Genomic DNA, 19,885 nt, shown 5'->3' on the forward strand with positions numbered 1-19,885 from the left:
CAGCCGATCCAGGATTCCAAATTTATTTGGAAAGGTCAAGCTACTCGGAGGAGACGTAGACGGTTCCGCCTTTATTTAAAAATTCTTCCGATTTTTCTTTAAATCCTTCTTCTAAGGCCTTCTCATCCGAAATCCCTTTCTCTTCCGCGTATTTCCTAAGTTCCTGGGTCAAATGCATGGAACAGAAATGAGGCCCGCACATAGAACAGAAATGTGCAGTTTTCATTCTATCCTGAGGAAGTGTTTCGTCATGAAAAGACTGAGCAGTATCAGGATCCAAGGAAAGTGCAAACTGATCGTCCCATCTGAATTCGAATCTTGCCTTACTCAATAGATCATCCCTTTCTTTTGCACCAGGATGTCCTTTGGCAAGATCGGCCGCATGAGCCGCGATCTTATAAGCAATCACTCCTTGTTTTACATCTTCTTTATCAGGAAGTCCAAGATGTTCTTTTGGAGTTACATAACAAAGCATTGCTGTTCCATGCCAACCTATCATCGCGGCACCTATGGCAGAAGTGATATGATCATAACCGGGAGCAATATCGGTCACTAGAGGCCCTAATGTATAGAATGGAGCTTCCTTACAAATTTCCATCTGCAAGTCCACATTCTCCTTGATCTTGTCCAACGGAACATGTCCCGGACCTTCTATCATTACTTGGATATCTTCTTTCCAAGCGAGCTGGGTAAGTTCTCCCAAGGTCCTTAATTCTGAGAATTGAGCCTCGTCGTTTGCATCCGCAATACTTCCAGGACGTAAACCGTCACCCAAAGAGAAGGAAACTCCGTATTTTTTCATTACCTTACAGATCTCTTCGAAACCGGTGTATAGGAAATTCTCCTGATGATGAGCCAAGCACCATTTTGCAATAATAGAACCACCCCTGGAAACAATACCTGTTACTCTTTTAGAAGTTAGAGGAATATATCTAAGAAGCACCCCTGAGTGAATGGTGAAATAATCCACACCCTGTTCCGCCTGCTCTTCCAAGGTTTCTAAAAATACGGAAAGACTTAAATTTTCCGCCTTACCTTTTACTTTTTCCAAAGCCTGATAGATAGGAACAGTACCTATCGGAACTGGAGAATTACGAATGATCCATTCTCTAGTCTCGTGGATATTTTTTCCCGTAGAAAGATCCATCACCGTATCAGCTCCCCATTTGATGGACCAACGAAGTTTCTCTACTTCTTCTTCAATAGAGGAAGAAAGAGCTGAGTTACCGATATTTGCGTTAATTTTCACCAGGAAGTTTTTACCGATGATCATCGGTTCTAGTTCCGGATGGTTTTTGTTAGAAGGAATGATCGCTCTTCCTCTGGCGATCTCACTTCTTACAAATTCAGGGTCCATCCCTTCTCTAAGCGCCACGTACTTCATTTCTTCGGTTATCAATCCCTGTTTTGCGAAATACATTTGAGAATGATTTTGGACCGGAGAAGGACCCGAAATCCTTTTGTTGATCCATTCTTGCCTAAGTTTAGGGATCCCAGCCTTCCAATCGCTAGGATTCCATCCATCTTTCCAAGGACCTTCTGTGGTATAAGCGCTGTAAACTGATCCGTTGCTTAAGCGTATCTCTTTTCGAGGAATTTCGAATGGAGTAATAGTTTGATTGGATTCCATATTGTTTCTCCCATGTCGGGGAAAATTCCGGAATCTGAAAAAAGAGGAAAAGAAAAAGGGCGCGGGAAGAAGTCTATGCAAAATTTATAATCTTTTGCGGACCTAGATCTCGGGCGTTTGTTTTTTTCCGTTTCCCTTCGCAGGCATTATCCTGATCAGGTTCCGGGGACTCTCTCAGAGACTTTTGGTCCCACCCCCAACGGTTCTTCTCCATTGGATTCCTAATTTCTAGTCTTGCAAGGAGTTTTTACGAAACTACGCACTTGGATTCGTGATAGAAAATTCACTGATTTTTCTCAAAGTTTATAAAATCAGAATTAACGAACGCATGTTAAGAATCATATGGAAGAGGAAGTGCATGTTTATTTTTTACAACAAATGTTCAAAATAAAATCCCATATAACAGACTTTTTTATTTTATCAGGAATATCTGTTTGACACCCAAGTCCGCATCGCTATTGTCCTGTCCAATGCTTGGGCCCAGCTATAGACATAAATGGTCCAGGTGAAAAATCACTCTACTATACGAAAAGTTTAAGGAGCTATTTAAATGGTTCGTAACATCACGAAAGCTTTGCTAGTTTTCGCCGTACTTTGTTCTTCATTCGGCTTAAGCGCAAAGTCTTACATCACTGGAGGCCTTGGTCTCCAATTTGACCTTGGATCATTGGGCGATACAATTGCAACTGACGGTTTGGACGCATCAGGAAACTATAAAACAACTGACTCCACTGGAACTCAAAACGGGGTTCTTCCTCGTCGTGCAATCATCCCTGAAAACCGTTTGTTAAGTTTACAACACACTACAAACGGATTGATCAGTGCTAAAACCAGCGGCGCAATGACAGGTCTTGTTCTTTCCTTGGGATATGAGCAAGATTTCGGAAAAGCTTTCTTCTGGAGAGTAAATGCACACTACACTCGTAAAGTTATGGGTGGAGATACTAATGCAAAATTCGCAGGACAAAGTTTTTACGATATCACTTGGGACTACCATGCAGTTCAAGTTCCAGTGAACGTAGGTATCAAACTTTCCGTTACTGAAGATACTTCCTTCTATATCGGAGCAGGGGTTCACTACTTCAATGGTGGATGGAGTTTAGCAGGAAGCAACCGTTTGAACGACGTTCATAACGCTCTTGTTGGAGCTGGTGTTACTAGCACTACTCTATTAGGACTTGTTGCTGACGGAACTGATCCTTCTGCTAACTACGAAAAAACTACCTTCCAAGTTTCTGGAGTTGCTCCAAACTGGTTGCTCGGAGCTCAATCTAGAATTTCCGATAAAGGTCATATCTATATGGAAGTTGAAACTCTGTTCTCTTTCAAATACGGTATCGGTCACCCAAGATCACAAGGTGGAGCACAAGGTTTAGCACCTTCTGTTGCTTATCCTCAAGTTCTTGGTGGAAACCAGTACAGATTCGGATACAAACACGAGATCTAATTCTTAGATTTTTGTTTGTTTGCAAAGGCTCTCCGCAAGGAGGGCCTTTTTTATTTTCAGATCTTTTCCTAAAAACCCTCCTTTTCTTCCTAAATTAATAAGCGAAATATAAGGTTCCCCGTCCCTAAGGGCATAAACCCTTTCTCTAAAACTTTATTACATAACGATCATGTAATAAGCCAAAACGAAAAAAAGATAGCTGTCTTGAGGTGTATCCATTTCCAGTGAAAATGTTTAAAACTCACCTTGGAGACAGTTCATGACACAAACCACCAGAAGAATATTTCTAATCCTTCTATTCCTAATGCCTGGAATTTATTTAAATGCGAAATCATATGTGATGGGTAGCGCCGGACTACAATTTGATTTAGGGGATTTAGGAAGCACTATCTCCACTGATGGTTTGGATTCTTCCACGAATTACAAAACAACTGCTACGGACGGAACTACAGGAGTTCTTCCTCGTCGAGCGGTCATTGCTGAAAACCGTTTGCTCACATTACAACATTCTTCCAACGGCCTGATCAGCGCTAAAACAAACGGAGCAATGACAGGACTTACTCTTTCTTTAGGATATGAGCAAGATTTTGGAAAAGCTTTTTTCTGGAGAGTAAACGCACATTATACTCGCAAGATTATGGGAGGAGATACGGAAGCAAAATTTGCAGGGCAATCTTTTTATCATATGACCTGGGACTATAATGCTATCCAAATCCCGGTTAATGTAGGGATCAAACTTTCTGTCTCCGAAGATGCTTCCATTTATATCGGTGCAGGAGTTCATTACTTCAAAGGTGGGTGGACTTTAGCCGGTAATAATCGTTTGAATGATGTGCATGAATTTTTGGTAAATGCAGGCATTACTGATACTACTGTTCTAGGTTTAGTTGCAGATGGAACAGCTCCTTCTGCGAATTGGGAAAAAACAAAATTTAATGTCTCGGGGATCGCGCCCAATTGGTTAATCGGAGCTCAGGCAAGAATATCGGATAAAGGACATGTCTATATGGAAATGGAAACTTTGTTTTCCTTCAAGTATGGAATCGCTCATCCGAGTTCGGAAGGTGGAATGGTAGGTTTAGCACCAAGTGTCGCCTATCCCCAAGTTTTAGGCGGAACACAATATAGATTCGGCTATAAACACGAAATCTGATTTTCGCAAAGGGCTGCTCAGACCAGATCGGTCCTTCCCAAAAGAGGCACGAACTTCACAGGCAATCGATTTGTTTCTTCGAATCGATTTTGTTTTTTTCTTAAAGTAAGAAGCAGTTGGACTTCTTCTTTCCATTCTACCGGAAGAACTGCGATCCCTTCTTCCGGAAGTGATTCGAAAAGTAAACTTCCGGGTCCCGGAATTTTTGGAAAACATGCGGAAGATACGAACTTGGAAAATTTTCCTTTGGTTCGGTTGAGTAACAACGCGTCTCCGAGTAAGATCTTATTTCTTTTGGTAAATCCCGGAGACCAATCTTCCAAAACTCCCAAAGATCTTTCATACAATTCAGGCACAATTTCTAAAGATACTAGTCTTGCTCCGAGCAAATCCAAAATTGCGGCTAAATATCCGGAACCTGTGCCTATTTCTAAGATTGTATCTCCGGATCTCACCTGGAGTTGGTCGGCAATATAAGCGACTATATAAGGTTGGGAAATGGTTTGTTCTTCCCCGATCGGGACTGCTTTGTCTTCGTATGAATACTCTCTGGTTCTTTCAGGCAAGAAAATATGTCTGGGGACTTTTAGAAATGCAGAAAGTAGATTCGGGTCCTTGATCCCTCTTTCAGAGATTTGTGTTCGAACCATTCTTTCTCTTGCAAGAACAGTCCCCGCATCATCAAATCTGGAGACGAAGCCCAGATCAGAATTTTCCATTGACGCCTAGGCCCAGCTCAGTATTTTGGTTCTTGCGTTCGGCTTTGTAGCTCAGTCGGTAGAGCAGAGGACTGAAAATCCTTGTGTCGGCAGTTCGATTCTGCCCGAAGCCAGATGCACTTATCCGTTCTTTCTTTCCTCTCCCAATTTCCATAATTCGGTAAATACCAGATCTTCCACTTGTTTACAAAGTTCGGGCTTATATAATTTTTTCACCGGCGGCTTAGGATACACATGGATCTCGTCCGTGTCCGGTATATAAGTAAGCATCCGTAAAATCTGGTCCTCCCCTTCGATCTCATACATAGTATAGGACATTCCCTTAGCGGGGATGATTTGAGAAGTTTCTAAGTATTTCATGATTCTACTGCTCTATCAAGTCTAGATCTTTTGGAAAGAGATTTATTCTTATGCAAAGGTAAACTGCTGTTGGAGTTCCAACAGGCCGATTCATCTTACGGTTCTATATGTTAAAAAGCTTGTACTAAAAAGCCTTTTCATATAATCTTTCCCAATGACTCGGTCCTCTCTTAGAACTGACGGGGCTTTTCTTGTCGGGATCACTGGGATGATCGGTGGAGGCAAATCCACTGCGGCTCGGATCTTAGAGGAGCTGGGCGGAGTTAGGATCAGCGCTGACGAGATCGCACGTAAATATACCGATCCGGACAGTCCGATCTCTAAGGAACTGATAGATTCCTTGGGTGCTGAAATTCTGGATGAGTCCGGCAAGATAGATCGTAAAAGGATCGCAAAATTGGTATTCGGTAATGCCGAAAAGCTGAAGATCCTAAACTCTTTGACCCATCCTAGGATACGTAAGGAGTTTTTGGAAGTACTGGGCAGCGTAAAAGAAGCAAGCCTAGTACTGTGGGAAGTCCCACTTCTATTCGAAACGGACTCTTATACACTTTGTGATGTTACGGTCTGCGTGATCTCCGACCCTGAAGTTTCTTTAGAAAGGGCGGTAAAAAGGGACGGGATTAGCAGAGAAGAAGCGGAAGCCAGGGCAAAAAGCCAGCTTTCACTTCAGGAAAAAGCGAAGAAGGCCGACTATTCCATTAAGAACACAGGGGATTTACAGGACCTTCGTAAAGAATGCGAATATTTGTACGCTGAGTTAAAAGGAAGAATGAAATGAAGGAAAAAGTTTTCTACGTCATCAATCTGGACAATAAAAGGATCTCCCTACTCTCCCTATTTTTAGTGGGACTTCTTTTTTCATTCTTCTTCTTAGGAGTTTCCGTAGGTAGAAAGAGAGGCCAAGTGCAAGACGACCTGGCTCTGAACTCCAATAGAGATAATCTACAATCCTTATCTTCTTCCACTGTGAACCAAGCGATGGACGAATCTTCTCCAAGTTCTAATATTAAAAAAGAGGAAGAAGTTAAATTTAGAAATCTTCCTCCCGGCGCGGAAGTTGTGGATCTAAGATCCGATATTTCTCCTGCAAAAAAAGAAGAACCATCTAAGATAGAAGTAGAAGCTCCATCTTCTTCTCATCCTGAAAAAAAATTAGTTCGGAAAGAAAAGGAATCCAAAAAATCAGTTCATACTTCTCCTCGTAAGGCGGCGGTACACAAGGCTGATAATGATTTCTTCGTTCAAGTAGCCGCATTCAAAACCAAAGAAAAGGCGGATGAACTCAAGTCGTCTTTAGGCGGGAAGTCTTACGTGAAAAAAACCAAAAACGGTTATTTTACTGTTCGTATGGGAAATTTTCCGTCCAAAGAAGACGCTGAAAAATCCATGAAAAAACTTCCGGGCAACTTGAAAGAAAACGCTTTGGTCTCTAAGGAATAATTTTTTTTCCATATTCCGACTGCTGATCTTCTATATTTTTTCAATTGACCTCGAAACCGTGAAACCTCAAGTTCGTTGTTAACAGAAATGGATCTGAAAGAACTCGAACCAGTTCGTCTTGCCGTTGTCAGATCCACAATCGAAAGATTGCGTCATACGTATTCGGATCTATTAACCTCGATTAAGGGATACGACGGAATCCCCTCCTTTTTCGAAAACAATCTTTATGCTCCTACCAACAAAGAAGAAAGAGACAATGCACTCGAAAGTTTGTACGAAAAATTAAAAACCGTCGCCGGCAAAGCGATGACGGACAATATCCATCAGATTATTCTACTAAACAAACTCACCGACTCTTTGGATTTTGATACTGCAAAAATAGTTATCGAAAATAATCTCATGGAGAACGGAGAAATTCCTCAAGAAAGCCTTTACGCAGCTTTAGGTGCGACCGGCAGATTCGAGGATAGAAGAACCCAAATCGGAATGGTGGGAGATACTCTAAAGTTTTTCTTCTCTCTTTCCAAACTTCCCATGGTTAAACTCATCATGGCGCCTATCAAAGTCGCCGCATCTATGGTAGGAGCTACTTCCTTAGTGGATACCATGGAAGCGGGTTATAATCTATCTTCAAAGATCAAAGATCTACAACCGTTCATTGATTCATTTATAGATAGAGAAAATAGACTTTTAGGTAAATTGATCAACGGCGAAAAACACGAGCCGATTCAATTTTAATTTTTCCATAGAACTTCATTTCAGATTCCCTCTTGCCTTTTTTCAGATTTCCGAGATCCTTTGCTCCGGCCGAACCTTTGGCCCTGGGGCATACTCATGTTTATAGGACATTATAGCGTTTCTTTCGCTTCTAAAAAAGCGGAACCTAAAACTCCTCTTTGGGCGAGTTTTGTGGGAGTTCAGTTCGTAGATATTCTGTTCATGATCTTTATCTTATACGGGATCGAAGGTGTTAGATTCGTTCCTGGTTTTACGGAAGTGAATAATTTTGATCTTTATTATATGCCGATCACTCATAGTTTAGTCGGCGGAATTGGTTGGTCTATCTTATGTTTTCTGGTATTTAAATTCGTCTTTTTAAGATCCAAACCATATTCAGATTCTTTAAAGAATAAAATTTCCGGGCTCATCGGTTTAACCGTTCTTTCCCATTATTTTCTAGATCTTCCAATGCACACAAAAGATCTGCCTATTCTATTTGATTCAGGTCCTAAAATAGGATTTGGTCTTTGGCATAATAAAATTCTTTCCATCACAACAGAAGTAACTCTTACTCTGAGCGGTTTGATCTTGTATTTTAGAGCGACTAAACCCGGCCCAACGTTCGGCGGAAAATACGGAATGCAGATCTTTGGTGGAATACTTTTGGTTTTAGCGATTGCGACTCCATTCTTCCCTCCTCCTGCCAGTATTCCGGAACTCGGAATCCAAGGAATATTTGGTTATGCGCTTCTTGCTTGGGTAGCCGGTTGGCTGGACGGAAAAAGGCTCCCGGCCTAAGTCCAAATATTATTAGGTTTTTTTAATCCGTGCAAAATAGAAATCATTCATTCCTAGGAGCATTCGGTCTTTGCTTCTTAGTTTTAATTACAGGTTTCGGGATAGGGGTCGTATTTGCGATCCTTCAGTCCGTAACAAAATTGAATTTAGATGCAAAAGTTATCACTGCAATTGGGAACTCGGCCTCTTTCGGACTCGCAATTTGGATCGGGCTTAAAATTTCCGAAAAAGAATATTCTGAAGTTTTGCGCCTTAATCCTTTCAAACCGCTTGAGGCACTTAGTTTTGCGATTACTGCGATCGGTTTTTCTTTTCTTCTTTCCGAAGTGGATAATTTGTTTTCTATGTTAGTCCCTAAGCCGGACTTCATCATAAATTTATTCCAAGGATTATTCGATGGGGAAAATATATTCTTATCAGTGATCTTACTTTCAGTCGTAGCTCCGATCACGGAAGAACTTATGTTTAGAGGAGTGATCTTAGATAGATTATTGAAGTATTTTTCGGTATCTTCTTCTTTTCTTATCTCCTCTTTATTATTTGGGCTGATCCATTTGAATCCTTGGCAATTCATTGGATCCAGTATCCTCGGGATCTATATGGCTTGGGTAGTTTACAAAACGAATTCAATCTGGAACTCGATTTTAATTCATGCAGTGTTTAATGGGATCCCACTTATTGTTCTGCATGGACTACAATTGGAAATCCCGGGCTTTTCCGCACCGATTGCAGGAAAAATTCAGGTCCTACAGCCTCTTTGGCTAGACCTTTTGGGTTTACTGATTACTTGTTTTGGACTATCTTTAACATTCTTTTTATTTAGAAACCGGAACGAAAAAATCGCATAAGCTAACAATCCGAAGACTCGTTTTTTCTATTCGGATTACAACTGTGTAGTTTTTTCGTTTTTAGAAGTCGAAGAGTATTGGCCGAACCATCTCGGCCATTCGTATATTCGGGTCACTCCGTTAGAATTAGAAAGGCAAACAAACAATGGTGGCAAACTCCGTCCAAACTACAAATTTTTCCGAGAAGGGAGCGATCAGCATCAACAGGATCCGAATAGGATTTTCCATAGTGATGCTTTTTGTAAACGTTCTGGCTTTATTCTCTCAAGGGTCCGGTTCCCAAACCAGTACACTCATCAATTTTTTAATAGAGCTCTCCATTTTCGGTTATGGGGTCGCTCAGATCTTCTTACTCAGAAAAGGAAAACTGAAAGGTTCGTTCGTAACCTTATGCGTATTCTTGGATATTCTGATGTATTCCCTGATATTTATAACTGTTACAGTATACGCAGCCAATAAAGAAGCGATGGTCGGAAACCTAAAAATGCCGTTCTTTATCATGCTGTATTTTTTCGTAATGATTTACTCAGGACTTCTTCTTTCTCCTAAAACTACTTTGTTTGTGGGATATCTGGCACTTATAGGAACATTCTCCATGGATTATTTTGCATGGTTGAATGGAGTGGAATTCAAATACAATACCGATAAGGCGGACGAGATCTCCGTATTTTTCGAGATCATAAAATTCGTATTTTTTATTTTAGGAATTCATATCCTCACTTCAGTCGTTAAATTTTTAGTTTCGGTTTCGGACGTAGCAATAAAATCCACCGTCGACGCCGAGGCTAAAACTGCAGAAGCAGAGAAAACAAAAGATAGAATTACTAGCGAAGCTTCTACATTAAACAGAAACACTTCGGAAATGAAAAACGAAATGGATACTCTGAACTCGGAGATCCAGAGCCAGGTTTCCAGCATGGAACAGATAAGCGCTTCTCTCGAAGAATTAGCAGCATCTACCGATAGCGCGGCTGAATTCGTAAAAGCACAGTTCGGCAAGATAGAAGAATTAAACAAAGAGAGTGATACATTAAATTCCATCCTGAAAGAAGTGCGTGTCTCCACTGACTCTCTCTCCAAAACAACGGAAGAATCTAAAGGTTATAGCAAAGATGTTTCCGGAGCAATGGAAGTATTAGGAAATAATTTCGGAGAAGTAAGTAAGTCCTTCCAAAAAGTGCAGGATGTAAACGATATCATGAGAGAGATCGCTGACAGAACTAACTTACTCGCATTAAACGCGTCCATAGAGGCGGCAAGAGCCGGAGAACATGGAAAAGGATTTGCAGTAGTAGCGCAAGAAGTTGCAAAACTTGCTGACAGCGCTTCCGAAAACGCAGCTACAATCTCTAAAATTATCGGAGAAGCAGCAAAACTAATTACAAACGGAAACACCGCAGCGGAAGAAACAAAACGAAAAGTTTCCGTGCAAGAATCCGGATTTACTTCGGTAGTAGATAACCTGAATCAGTTAAGATCCAGAGTGGAAAACCAAGGGAAAATCCACGAATCCTTCTTAAAATCTTTCCGGGAACTATTCGATCTATCCAGACAGATTGAATCGATTGCAAGCGAACAGAAAAACGGAACCAAAGAAGTGGTACAGGCGCTTTCTTCCATTGAACAATCTTCGAATATCATTTCGGAAGGTTCGAACAGGATGAGAGCTAGCTTAGAAGAACTTTCGGAACAATCTAAAAGATTGGTAGTTCAGTAAGATTGCCAGCGGGTTTTTAGGAGTTCAATATTCTTGACTTCCCGACATCCGTTGAAAAAATGACTTTCGTAGCCCGTCGCGAGTGTGGTGAAATTGGTAGACACGCCAGATTTAGGTTCTGGTGCAGTAATGTGTGGGGGTTCGAGTCCCTCCACTCGCAAAAAGTTCTTCTTCAAAACAATCCAACATTCTAATTAAACAAGTCCTTAGGGACTCGAACGGCTAAGTCGGAGAGCGAAAATAGCTCGCGTAACGAGCGTACATTTTCGCGTCCGAAGCACAGGATGTGCTGAGGCCGACGAAGCACGCCGCGGAACCCAGTCGAGTAGGATGCGAGACTGTGTAGCGGGCGAGTCCTCTACTCTGTTGAACTCCTCATATTAAACATTATAAATCGTTAATACTATTGAATTAAATTTCAAAGCTCGATTCTTCATTCACAAACCGCGAAGGATCGAGCCGGGGTCAGAAAATCGTGGATGCGATTTTTTGACCGGAGGCGAGAGCCTGGCCCGAAGGGCGCGGCCTAATCCTTCTGCAGGCTTTGAAACAACGGCAAGATCGCTTCCGCTAAGGGGAGATCCGACTTTTCTGTGATTTTCAGATTATAAGGATTGGATTCCACCAGTTTGGAGCCTATACCCTGCTCCTGTGCCCAAGTGCATAAATCTGTCGGTTCTGTTGCGGGCGTTTTTTCCAGGATTTTTTTTAGGATATCTCCTCGGATCCCTTGAGGAGTTTTCATAAACCAGATCTTCTCGCGGTTTAAAAACTTGAAACTATCCTTTTCTGCTTCCAAAACTGTTTCGTGATTTTTAGAAGCAAGTGTCGCTACTCCGAATTCCTCAGTAACGCTAGATAATCTATCTAAATCGTCCGAAGAAACAAAAGGTCTAGCTGCATCATGGATAAGAATGATATCATTCGCAGAAAATTGAATACTGGATATCCCGGCTAATGTGGAGCCGTGTCTTGTGTCTCCACCTTCTACTATTCTATCTCTTTCTCTAAGTAAAGAAGAACAAAGTGTTTCGGAGTCCAGAATATAATCTTTGTGAGATACTAAAACTATACTTTTGGTTTTTCCCCAGTCCAGAAAAGTTTCCAGACTATGGAGTAATATAGATTTCCCGTTTAACTCTAAAAATTGTTTCGGAATATCCGACTTCATTCGGGAGCCTGTTCCTCCCGAAAGAAGTAATAGATAAATATTACCCGAGGGAAACCAGGACTTCATTCTGAAGGACTTGTTCCAAGGTTTGTTTTTGGCGAACTAATTTTACGGATCCATCCAGATCGATCAGTACTTCTTGCGTTTCCGGATAAGAATTATAATTTTTCACGGACATGGAAGAACAATAAGCTCCTGCTCCCTCCATTACCACTAAGTCTCCGATCTCAGGAATTTGTGTGGTTCTAAGTTGAGGTCCACCTCCTTCTTCCTGAGTGATCAAGTCTCCGCTTTCGCAGCAATGTCCTACGTATACGAAGTCCCCTGTTTTTTGTTCGGACTTTTCTTTAGTAGGGATCACTACCAATGGATGTTTTGCCGCGTATAAAGCAGGCCTTGTATTCACATCCATTCCCATATCTAATTTTACGAATGTATATCCGCCGTCTCCGGTAAGTACGATATCGTCTACTTGAGTTAGAATTGCACCGTTATTCACCATTAAGAAGGAACCAGGCTCTATTTCCATTTTGAGTTGGATCCCTTTTTCTTTGGCGTAATTTTCAAAGAGCTCTTTAACAGGTTTTCCAATAGTCTGAGGATCGGTTGTTTTTTCACCGATCATTCTTCCCACTTTAAAACCTCCACCTAGATTGACAGTTCTGCAATCCGGAAATTGAGCTGCGATCTCTAAGGTATAATGTGCTACTGCCTTCCAAACTTCCGGATCTGAACCGGAACCTATATGAGTATGTACTCGTACAAGTTTGAGTCCGTATTTGGAGACGATCTCTTTTACCTTCCCGATCTCTTCATGCCAAATGCCGAAGGAAGAAGTTTTTCCTCCTACATCCGTCTTCTTAGTAGCTCCCGAACCCAAACCTGGATTAAAACGAATGCTCACTTCTTTTCCTGGGAACAATTTCCCAAATTCCTCTAATTGCCTAAGAGAACATGCGTTGAATTGAACTCCTTGCGGGATCAAATCCTTTAAGGATCTCGCCAATTGTTGGGAAGTGAGCAGAATATCGGAAGGTTTAAATCCGGCAAGTATCGCACGTTGCACTTCGTGTTCCGAAGATGCATCTATATGTATGCCCTTCTTCTTTAAGATTTCCAGAACTGTTCTGCCTGGATTCGCTTTCATTGCAAATCGAACGGTCAGACCGAAAGCGTTAGGAAAGGCAAGAGCATCGTCGCAACTTTTTTCGATTCCTTTGCGAGAGTACACAAAAAGTGGGGTCCCGAAATTTGTTGCGATTTTTCTAGCTTCTTCGGGAGTCAAAAATTTAAGATTTTCTATTGATTGCATAGGGTTAGAGGGTTTTCTAGATAGTTCTAGGCCATCTTTTAGAGCGGTCCGGGTTTTTTCAAAGGCAAAATTTCCGATATGGCAGGCAAAATCACTCACCTCGAAGCTCTTTCGCAAGTCTGCAAACACCTAGACCACGGAACTGCGGAACAGAGAAAGATCGCAAAACTTTTAAGAGAAGAAAGTACCCGTAAGTTCGCTAATATAGGCGCGATCGCTCCCGATATTTTTTATTTTTATCATGTCCTTTCTCCCGTTCGCACCAAAAAGGCACTTCCTTGGGGAGACCTAAGCCATCATGAAAACGTTTTGGAATTGATCCTGAACTTTTTGGACGGGGTTCTCACAGTCGAAGAAGGAATTTATAGAGATCGTTTTCTAGCATTCACTTTAGGTTATATCATCCACTGCGCTGTGGACATCGTCACTCACCCTTATATCTTTTTTATATCCGGAGATTATTATAACGCAGATAAAGAAATCAGCTCCAAGGCTCAATACAATCATATGAGAGTTGAGTTCGCGTTGGATTCTTGGCTTCTGGATTTCAGATGGGGAATGACTCCTAAAGCGTATGATTTTGTGCAACATGTGGACGTGATCTTCAAGGGAAAAGACGGGAAGAAAAAAATGGATCCTATGCTTTGGAACTTTTGGCTAAAAGGTTTAAAGGCAACTTTTCCGAAAGAGTTTAAAGAAAAGTATATCGGCTCCGAAGAAAAGATCATCCCAGGAGATATCCTGAACGAATCTTTCTTAGGTTATTTGTATTTTCATAGATACTTGGATTCCAGAAGTAAGATAGTAAGAGCGGCACTTAGCTTTTTAGATAAGATCACTTTGCATAAAGTAAATTCTTCCGTCCTAATGCTTCCATTAAAGGAACATATAGACAAAAGGATCATGAACGAAGAAAAAAGAGAATGGTCTTATCCTGCAGATCCAAATTTAATTCGTAATGATTCTTTCGTGGAACTGATCAATAGAGCTTGTGAGGCCGCAAAAGATGCAGTTACAAATGCCTGGGGTTATGTTCACGATAAAACTTCTCGTTCTTCCATGATCAAAGAATACCAAGGTTATAATTTAGATACCGGACTTAGATTCCACGGCATCGATAAGATGCGTCAGTTTTCGCCTTTATAAAAAGCAGAAATAAACCAAATGAAACACGAACCCGTAGATTTTTTCACAAGATATTTCGTAGTACTTTTTAGAGACAGGATCCAATCTCGTTTGGATTCTTCCGATCCTGTTCGTAAACTTATCTATCTTGTTTTAGGACTTATCTTCTTAAACGGATTTTTATTCGTATTCTCCATCAAAGACATTTGGCAGGTCCCTAAGGCGGATCGTTACGAAAAACCTTCCCTACTTTTCGGGATCAATACCGAAGGAAAATACGAACCTATCGCAGAGTTTTATAGATTTTCCAGAGTGGTGATCACTGACGAAGATCTTCCTGGCGGTTTCGAGGACAATAAGGTCATTCGTTGTTTTGTTTCGACAGAAGATAATAATTTCAGATCTCATAAAGGTCTAGATCTTCGAGGAATTTTCAGAGCGACTATGGTAAACCTTCTTGCCGGAAGAGTAAAAGAAGGTGCGTCCACAATCACTCAACAGGTTGCCAGATTAAAATTTTTAAACACGGAAAGATCCTTTTTACGAAAGGCAAGAGAAGCGTGGCTGGCCCTACTTTTAGAATTAGTATTCGATAAAAAAACCTTAATCGGTATTTATTTAAATGAGATCCCTCTCGGTCACGGTACAATCGGTGTAGGTGCCGCGGCAAAATTCTATTTCAGAAAAGATATCAAAGATCTAAGTTGGGGAGAAGCTGCACTTCTCGCAAGTTTGACCACAAGACCCAAAGAATTTTCTCCTTTGGTAAATCCAAATACATCTGCTTCCAAGGTAAGAGTTGTATTCAAAAAGCTGGTGGAAAACGGTATCTTGGATGTGGAAACCGCCGAAAGAGAATTCGAAGCTTTTTCTGAATATTATATAACCTTAAATCGTTCTCCTAACGATTCCGCATTCTCCGATCGCCTCAATAAATTCCCGTATTTTACGGAATATGTGCGTAAAAACCTGGCCCGTTATATACCTTCTCAACAGATCTACGAGGGCGGTTTAAAGATCTATACCACCCTAAACATACAACACCAAGCCCAGGCAGAAAAGGCGCTTGTCGCGGGTCTAAAACAACAGACCCAATTATCCAACCAAAGGGCTTTCACCAAAATTGACTCTTTCGAAGATTCCTACGGTTCTACCTATAAACTTCTGGCGGAACTTCATGATCTTCCTGAATTCAAGTTTAAGATCTCTCGCTCTTATAGAACATTCAATAGGGCTTGGCAGGAAGAATTTAGAGACGATTTATCCGTCTTAAATTTGATCTCAGGCACGGAAGGTTTAGGGGAAGCAATCGACTGGAACTATAGAACCCAAGCAACTGAAGACCATTTATTACCTGTAGAAGGCGCGTTAATCTCCATTCGCCCGGACACAGGCTATATCACTGCAATGGCAGGAGGTTCCGGATTTAGATCCGATAACCAACAGATCCGTGCATTCCAAGCATATAGACAACCGGGCTCCGCATTTAAACCTTTAGTATATGCTTCCGCGATGGAATATTATCATGAACATCCGGATGATAAGAAAAACGTTACCGCTGCTTCTCTATTTGATGATTCTCCTCTCCAATATGTTTTAGAAGATGGAGATGAATGGAACCCAAGTAATTATTCGGGAGAATATTCCGGATTCATCCGCTTGAGAGAAGCACTCGAACTTTCCAGAAATAGTGTCGCCGTTCGACTCCTTGAACATACCGGTCTAAACAATCTTCTGCCAAGACTTGAAAAACTTTTACAAGTAGAGAATAGAAATCTTCCAAGAGACTTTTCAATCGCATTAGGAAGTTTTGAAGTTTCTCCTTATGAACTCGCAAGATCTTATGCGGTATTCGCTTCCGGAGGAAAACAAGTTTTCCCTCTAAGCGTTTTATATGTGGAAGATGAACAAGGAAATCTAATCAAAGATTTCAGAAAAGAATTCGAATCCAAAGAAAGAAAAAGATTACTCTCTCCCGAAACAAGTTACGTGATCACTTCCATGATGGAAGACGTGATCAAAAAAGGAACAGGTACCGGGGCTAGATCTTATGGACTCACTCGTCCCGCCGCCGGAAAAACAGGGACCACAAATAATTTTAGAGATGCCTGGTTTGCAGGTTACACTCCGGAACTTGTAGCGGTCGTTTGGGTGGGTTATGATACGGGAACACTTTCACTCGGTCGTGGAATGTCAGGTGCAGTTGTAGCCGCTCCTATCTGGGGAAGATTTATGGCGAACGCTCTCTCTCACGAAAAATCTAGATCATTCGATTTCGGAGACGCAAAAATTGTTCGCAGGACCATCTGCTCCATCTCCGGAAAACTTCCAGGTTCTCATTGTTACCAAACGGAAGAAGAAGTATTCGATAAAGATACAGTCCCAAAGGAAGTCTGCGAAGATCATAGAGGAATGAGCGAACCGGATCCGACTCCCACCCATACCACGGACCCAGGAACTACTAAAAAGAAAAAACCGAATCTCTTTGAAGGCGATGAAGACGTAATCCGGTAAGTTCTAATACAAAAAGAGTTGTCGATTTCGGAACCACCCACCAAATAGATGAATCAGCAGTCAGGAGTAACAGATGGCCATCGGTAAGGATAATAATAACAGCGTAATCGGCCCAGGTTCCATTTTTGAGGGCAAATTCTATATCGCTGGTTCCCTACGTATCGACGGAAAATTCGAAGGGGAAATTAAAACCGACGACGCATTATTTATTGGAGAAACCGGTAAGGTTCGCACAAACATTTCTGCAAGAGAAGTGATCGTAGCAGGGACTTTGATCGGAAATATTAAGGCGGAATCAGAAGTCCGCTTGGAAGAAACTGGACGTCTCTTAGGGGATATTATCGCTCCCGCTCTTTCCCTGGCAAAAGGTGTGGTAGCAAAAGGAAATATCACCGTAACCGGAGGCCAAAAGAAAGACGTTAAAAAGATCGTAGAAGAATCTTTTGGCGGCACAAGGACCCTGGACAACGGAAAGGAAGAATAAACTCTTAAGTCCCGAGTTCTTTTTTCCCACCTCTTAGATTTGTTCGAATCAAAAACTCGGGTGGTTCTCCACCCGATCAGCCGATACTCATAGTATGATCTTCAAGAAGCCCAGGCAATTGACCGCAGGAAAGGAAATCCTCCGGACAGATAATTTCACCCTGATCTATCTGGGCGCTTTCCATTTCCATTATTCCTTTTATTTCAGAGGTAACCTATACCACGGAAATTTGGATTTCAGAAGACGTAAATTCCGCGTTATCCCTCTTGTAGCATCCGTCATTTTTATGGTCCTATTTTTAGGAATTTGGATGAGCCCATCTAATGCTTCCATGGAATCCGCTTCCACAGAAGTGACAGAGAACGATTCAGAAGACTTAAAAGCCAAAAAAGGTGACGAAAAGTTCTTAGAAGAATCTGAAAAAGCAAAACTCACTATCTTGATGGCGAATGAGATCAAAAGTGCCTCCGATAAAAAGAAACAACTTAAAGTAGTCACTTATAAAGTTAAAAGAAACGAAACACTTTCAGAGATCGCAACCCGTTATAAAGTTTCTATGGAATCCATCGCGGGTTCTTCCAGTATCAATTTAGAAGATACTTTATATCCGGGACAAATATTACAGATCCCGAATAAACAAGGTCTATTATACAAATTTAAGGCGGGAGATACTGTCGCTAAGGTGGCTTCTCTTTACAAAGTAAACCTGGATGAAATTTTAGAAGAGAATAAATTGGATGATCTGGACATTCTTCGTCCTGGCCAAAAAGTTTTCCTTCCAGGAGCTGTGATCCCGGATCCAGCACCTAAATGGGTGGTTCCTGTTACTTCTCATGTAGTTACTTCCAATTATGGATGGAGAACCTTCCCTCAACATAAATTCCATGAAGCGCTGGACTTAAAAGCAAACTACGAAGCAGTTATGGCTGCCCGTAATGGAAAGGTAGTATTCTCCGGATGGATGGGCGGTTACGGAAACGCGATCGTGATCGAACATAACGACGATTTCAAAACATTATATGCTCACAACTCCAGACTAAACGTAAAACGTGGAGACTATGTGGTTGCGGGTAAAAAGATCTCAACTTCCGGATGTACCGGTTATTGTTTTGGTCCCCACCTACATTTCGAGGTAATCCACAAAGGAAAATCGGTTAACCCCGGAAAATATCTAAAAGGCCTCAGCTATAAAAGAGGCTCTAAACCGAATCATTAAGATTATTATGTTTCGATCTTTCTTTTTTGTTCTTAGTTTCTTTCTTATATTAAGCTGTGGACCTTCTGTTTCAGAACATCTGGAAAAAAGGACCAATTCCCAATATTCTTCCACTCATGGGATCGAAGTATTTTTTAATACTTCCAGAGCAGTCAATCCAGGAACACAAGTCGCCTGTTCTAATTCTTATTTTCTGAATTTCGGAAATATGGGAACACAATCAGGTTCCTGTTTGATAAATGTTCCTGCAGACAGAGAGATCGGCTCACTCCCCTTTGGGCTGGGTAATAAAGAGAAATCATTTCAATTCTTAGAACATAGAGTTGCAATCCAGGGCAAAACCAAAGAAGAACAGGAAAAACTTTGGTGGAAAAAAATAGAAGAAGATCCCTTCGAAGAAGTGATCGTATTCGTCCACGGATTTAATGTAAACTTTGAGGAAGCAATTTTAAGAGCGGCTCAACTCAAATATGATCTCAAATTTCCAGGCAAAGTAGCTCTGTATACTTGGCCTGCAGGGGGAGATGGTTCAATGCTTGGGACCTTCTTCCTGAAAAACACTTACGAAAAAAATCTAGTCTCTGCCAGAAGTAGCAGGGATTCTTTCAAAAACTTCCTGAAAAGAATGGTCTCTACCAATAAAAAGATCCATCTATTGGTACATTCTATGGGTCATCAAGTAGTCCTAAATTCGGTTTCCGAACTTTCTAAAGAATGGGGAAATAAACCTTTCCTAAAGGAATTGGTTTTGAATGCGCCGGATTATGATACGGGCGAGTTCATTTTGATCCTAGATAGTTTGCTAAAATCCTCGGATAGGATCACACTATACTGCTCTCCCGGAGACTCCGCATTATTTGCTTCTGCCCAAATCCACCAGACAGGAAGACTAGGCGCTTGTTCCAAATTTCCTGGTGTGGATGTAGTCAATGTGAACCCGATCGACGCCTCTTTATTGTCATTGGGTCATGGATATTATTCTTCTCGTCCAATCCTAACAGATCTATACCAACTGTTTTTGGGCCTAGGAGCGGAGAAGAGACTATTCATCCGCAAGTCCTACGGAAACGAAAACTATATTCTCCGAAATTAAATCCTTCTAAATCCAGAATCAATCCACCTGTCCCAGGGACGGACCATCCATAACGCAACACACGTTAGACGATATATCAAAAAATTTCGGATTTTAGTCCGAAAGGATTAGAGGAGTTTTTATATACGAATGGTT

The 19,885-nt window shown here is 41.3% G+C and carries 18 protein-coding genes, 2 tRNA genes and 1 riboswitch; of the genes, 15 read left to right on the plus strand and 5 right to left on the minus strand.

Annotated features, from left to right (window positions below):
• Positions 1-40: 40 nt before the first annotated feature.
• Positions 41-1,630 (minus strand): phosphomethylpyrimidine synthase ThiC, encoded by a 1,590-nt coding sequence (thiC, locus tag EHO58_RS10220; protein WP_135679855.1) that lies wholly within the window; start codon positions 1,628-1,630, stop codon positions 41-43.
• Positions 1,631-1,745: 115 nt separating this feature from the next.
• Positions 1,746-1,838, minus strand: a riboswitch (TPP riboswitch).
• 342 nt (positions 1,839-2,180) lie between these two features.
• Here thiC and EHO58_RS10225 point away from each other — a divergent pair.
• On the plus strand, positions 2,181-3,077 hold the full coding sequence (locus tag EHO58_RS10225) for a porin OmpL1 (RefSeq protein WP_135679856.1): 897 nt from the start codon (positions 2,181-2,183) through the stop codon (positions 3,075-3,077).
• 259 nt (positions 3,078-3,336) lie between these two features.
• A complete protein-coding gene (locus EHO58_RS10230; protein ID WP_135679857.1) occupies positions 3,337-4,230 on the plus strand; it encodes a porin OmpL1 in 894 nt (297 codons plus the stop codon).
• 17 nt (positions 4,231-4,247) lie between these two features.
• Here EHO58_RS10230 and EHO58_RS10235 read toward each other — a convergent pair whose 3' ends face one another.
• Complete coding sequence (locus EHO58_RS10235) at positions 4,248-4,949, minus strand: protein-L-isoaspartate O-methyltransferase family protein (protein ID WP_135679858.1); 702 nt, start codon at positions 4,947-4,949, stop codon at positions 4,248-4,250.
• Positions 4,950-4,989: 40 nt separating this feature from the next.
• Here EHO58_RS10235 and EHO58_RS10240 point away from each other — a divergent pair.
• Positions 4,990-5,062, plus strand: a tRNA-Phe gene (locus EHO58_RS10240).
• Between the two features lie 7 nt (positions 5,063-5,069).
• Here the strand turns inward: EHO58_RS10240 and EHO58_RS10245 are convergent.
• Entirely contained in the window at positions 5,070-5,309 is a 240-nt protein-coding gene (locus EHO58_RS10245; RefSeq protein ID WP_086446954.1) for a hypothetical protein, read from the minus strand.
• A 154-nt stretch (positions 5,310-5,463) separates the two neighbouring features.
• Here EHO58_RS10245 and coaE point away from each other — a divergent pair, with 154 nt between their 5' ends.
• The 7 genes from coaE (at position 5,464) to EHO58_RS10280 (ending at position 10,995) form a co-directional block, all read left to right on the plus strand.
• Entirely contained in the window at positions 5,464-6,090 is a 627-nt protein-coding gene (coaE, locus tag EHO58_RS10250) for a dephospho-CoA kinase (RefSeq protein WP_135679859.1), read from the plus strand.
• Positions 6,087-6,752 carry an SPOR domain-containing protein gene (locus EHO58_RS10255; protein WP_135679860.1) on the plus strand — a complete coding sequence of 222 codons (666 nt, stop codon included), beginning with the start codon at positions 6,087-6,089 and terminating at the stop codon, positions 6,750-6,752. The genes coaE and EHO58_RS10255 overlap by 4 nt, the downstream gene beginning before the upstream one ends.
• A gap of 87 nt (positions 6,753-6,839) precedes the next feature.
• Positions 6,840-7,490, plus strand: coding sequence for an FFLEELY motif protein (locus EHO58_RS10260; RefSeq protein ID WP_135625637.1), 651 nt, complete (start codon positions 6,840-6,842; stop codon positions 7,488-7,490).
• A gap of 96 nt (positions 7,491-7,586) precedes the next feature.
• Positions 7,587-8,270, plus strand: coding sequence for a hypothetical protein (locus EHO58_RS10265; RefSeq protein WP_135679861.1), 684 nt, complete (start codon positions 7,587-7,589; stop codon positions 8,268-8,270).
• A gap of 29 nt (positions 8,271-8,299) precedes the next feature.
• Positions 8,300-9,118 carry a CPBP family intramembrane glutamic endopeptidase gene (locus tag EHO58_RS10270; protein WP_135679862.1) on the plus strand — a complete coding sequence of 273 codons (819 nt, stop codon included), beginning with the start codon at positions 8,300-8,302 and terminating at the stop codon, positions 9,116-9,118.
• Positions 9,119-9,263: 145 nt separating this feature from the next.
• Positions 9,264-10,835: a methyl-accepting chemotaxis protein gene (locus EHO58_RS10275; RefSeq protein WP_135625640.1), complete on the plus strand. Its 1,572-nt coding sequence runs from the start codon at positions 9,264-9,266 to the stop codon at positions 10,833-10,835.
• 78 nt (positions 10,836-10,913) lie between these two features.
• Positions 10,914-10,995: transfer RNA gene (locus tag EHO58_RS10280), tRNA-Leu, on the plus strand.
• Positions 10,996-11,361: 366 nt separating this feature from the next.
• Here EHO58_RS10280 and EHO58_RS10285 read toward each other — a convergent pair.
• Both EHO58_RS10285 and EHO58_RS10290 read right to left on the minus strand, forming a co-directional pair.
• Positions 11,362-12,072 (minus strand): IspD/TarI family cytidylyltransferase, encoded by a 711-nt coding sequence (locus tag EHO58_RS10285; RefSeq protein ID WP_135679863.1) that lies wholly within the window; start codon positions 12,070-12,072, stop codon positions 11,362-11,364.
• The gene (locus EHO58_RS10290) at positions 12,047-13,318 is read right to left on the minus strand and encodes a diaminopimelate decarboxylase (RefSeq protein WP_135679864.1); all 1,272 of its coding nucleotides are present in this window, start codon (positions 13,316-13,318) and stop codon (positions 12,047-12,049) included. The genes EHO58_RS10285 and EHO58_RS10290 overlap by 26 nt, the downstream gene beginning before the upstream one ends.
• A gap of 78 nt (positions 13,319-13,396) precedes the next feature.
• Here EHO58_RS10290 and EHO58_RS10295 point away from each other — a divergent pair, with 78 nt between their 5' ends.
• The 5 genes from EHO58_RS10295 to EHO58_RS10315 all read left to right on the plus strand — a co-directional run bounded on the left by EHO58_RS10295 (position 13,397) and on the right by EHO58_RS10315 (position 19,750).
• A complete protein-coding gene (locus EHO58_RS10295) occupies positions 13,397-14,464 on the plus strand; it encodes a zinc dependent phospholipase C family protein (RefSeq protein ID WP_135679865.1) in 1,068 nt (355 codons plus the stop codon).
• An 18-nt stretch (positions 14,465-14,482) separates the two neighbouring features.
• Positions 14,483-16,957 (plus strand): penicillin-binding protein 1A, encoded by a 2,475-nt coding sequence (locus EHO58_RS10300; RefSeq protein WP_135679866.1) that lies wholly within the window; start codon positions 14,483-14,485, stop codon positions 16,955-16,957.
• 73 nt (positions 16,958-17,030) lie between these two features.
• Positions 17,031-17,441, plus strand: coding sequence for a bactofilin family protein (locus tag EHO58_RS10305; RefSeq protein WP_086446969.1), 411 nt, complete (start codon positions 17,031-17,033; stop codon positions 17,439-17,441).
• Between the two features lie 94 nt (positions 17,442-17,535).
• The gene (locus EHO58_RS10310; protein WP_135625645.1) at positions 17,536-18,657 is read left to right on the plus strand and encodes a peptidoglycan DD-metalloendopeptidase family protein; all 1,122 of its coding nucleotides are present in this window, start codon (positions 17,536-17,538) and stop codon (positions 18,655-18,657) included.
• Between the two features lie 7 nt (positions 18,658-18,664).
• Complete coding sequence (locus EHO58_RS10315; RefSeq protein WP_135625646.1) at positions 18,665-19,750, plus strand: alpha/beta hydrolase; 1,086 nt, start codon at positions 18,665-18,667, stop codon at positions 19,748-19,750.
• Positions 19,751-19,885 lie beyond the last annotated feature (135 nt).

The sequence above is a fragment of the Leptospira selangorensis genome (assembly GCF_004769405.1).
GTDB classification, from domain to species: domain Bacteria; phylum Spirochaetota; class Leptospiria; order Leptospirales; family Leptospiraceae; genus Leptospira_B; species Leptospira_B selangorensis.